Below are 1,489 nucleotides of genomic sequence, written 5' to 3'. Positions count from 1 at the left end.
CGCTGGGCGGGACGGTGGCGCTCAACGCGGCGGGCGTGATCGGCACGCTGGGCGGCGTGGCGGTGGCGGCGGCCGCGCTGTTGCGGGCACTGCGGCGGGACCGGACGCGCGACGCGGTGGCCGCGCCGGGGGCATAAGGGTCGAGATAACCTCGCGCCGGCAGCAAAGAAAACGGATCGAGGCTCAGCCTCGATCCGCGAGCGCGAAGCGCGACCGCGCCCAGACCATCAGCCGCGCCACGCGCGCCCGTGCATGGCGCGCAAGCCAAGCCGCCGGATGGCGGCGCCGGCGCCTGAGGCACACACGGACTCCGCGCCGACAGCATCGACAACGGATCGAGGCCGCGCCTCGATCCGCGAGCGCGAAGCGCGACCGCGCCCAGACCATCAGCAGCGCCCCGCGCGCCCGTGCATGGCGCGCAAGCCAAGCCGCCGGATGGCGGCGCCGGCGCCTGAGGCAAGCAAAGAGTCGGCGCCGGCGATCGAGGTCGCAGACGAGTCCAGCTTCAATCGATCCTCGCCCCGCTCGCCCGCACGATCCGCCGGTGCAGCTCGATCTCGGCGGCGAGGAAGCGGGCCGCGTCCTCCCGCGTGCCACCGAGCGGCGACATGCCCGCCGCCTGCAGGCGCGCGCGAGGTTCCGGCGCGGCGATGATCTCGTTCGCCAGCGCGTTCATCCGATCGAGGATCGGCGCGGGCGTGCCCTTGGGCGCCAGCACCATGAACCAGGTGCCGAAGGACAGGCCCGGCAGGCCGGCCTCGGCCGCGGTCGGGACATCGGGCAACTGCGGCACGCGCTGGTCGGCCAGCACCGCGACCGGTACCACGCCGGCCGACTGCACCTGCGGCAGCGCGCCGGTCAGCAGGTTGAACATCGCCTGGATGCGGCCCGAGAGCAGGTCCGTCACCGCCGCCGCCGGCCCGGAATAGGGCACGTGCTGCATCTCGGTGTTCGTCATCTGGCGATAGAGCTCGCCCGCGAGATGCATGGACGACCCGTTGCCGGTCGAGCCGAAGTTGATCCGCCCGGGATGGGCGCGCGCGAAGGCGGTGAACTCCGCCAGCGTGCGCGGGCCGAGGTCGCGGTTGACCACCAGGATGTTCGGCACGTTGCCCACCAGCGCGACCGGGTCGAAATCCGCCACCGGGTCGAAGGGCAGGCTGGCGTAGAGCGACGGGTTGGTCGCGAGCGTGCCCGCCCAGCCCCAGAGGAAGGTCGCCCCGTCCGGCGCGCTGCGCGCGACATGGGCGGCGCCGACATTGCCATTGGCGCCGGCGCGATTCTCGACCACCACGCGCTGGCCGAGCCGTGCCTCGAATTCCTGCGCCATGATGCGGGAGAGGGTGTCGGCGGTCCCTGCCCCGCCCGCGGTGGGGACAACGAGGCGGATCGGCCGGTCCGGCCAGGGGGCCTGGGCGCGGGCGGCGCGCGGAGCGGCGGCGAGGGAAGCGGCGGGCGGGGCGGCGAGCAGGGCGCGGCGGCGGATCGT

The 1,489-nt window shown here is 74.4% G+C and carries 1 protein-coding gene; it reads right to left on the bottom strand.

Translation table 11 applies throughout. The features are described 5' to 3' along the window. Positions 1 to 505 precede the first annotated feature (505 nt). On the bottom strand, positions 506 to 1,489 hold a 984-nt coding region (locus HW577_RS24920), incomplete at its 5' end, for a Bug family tripartite tricarboxylate transporter substrate binding protein (protein WP_198378781.1).

It is taken from the genome of Neoroseomonas rubea (genome assembly GCF_016106015.1).
In the GTDB taxonomy this organism is placed as follows: Bacteria; Pseudomonadota; Alphaproteobacteria; order Acetobacterales; family Acetobacteraceae; genus Neoroseomonas; species Neoroseomonas rubea.
The sequence above is the reverse complement of the archived record's forward strand: the minus strand, read 5'-3'. Positions and strand labels throughout refer to the sequence as shown.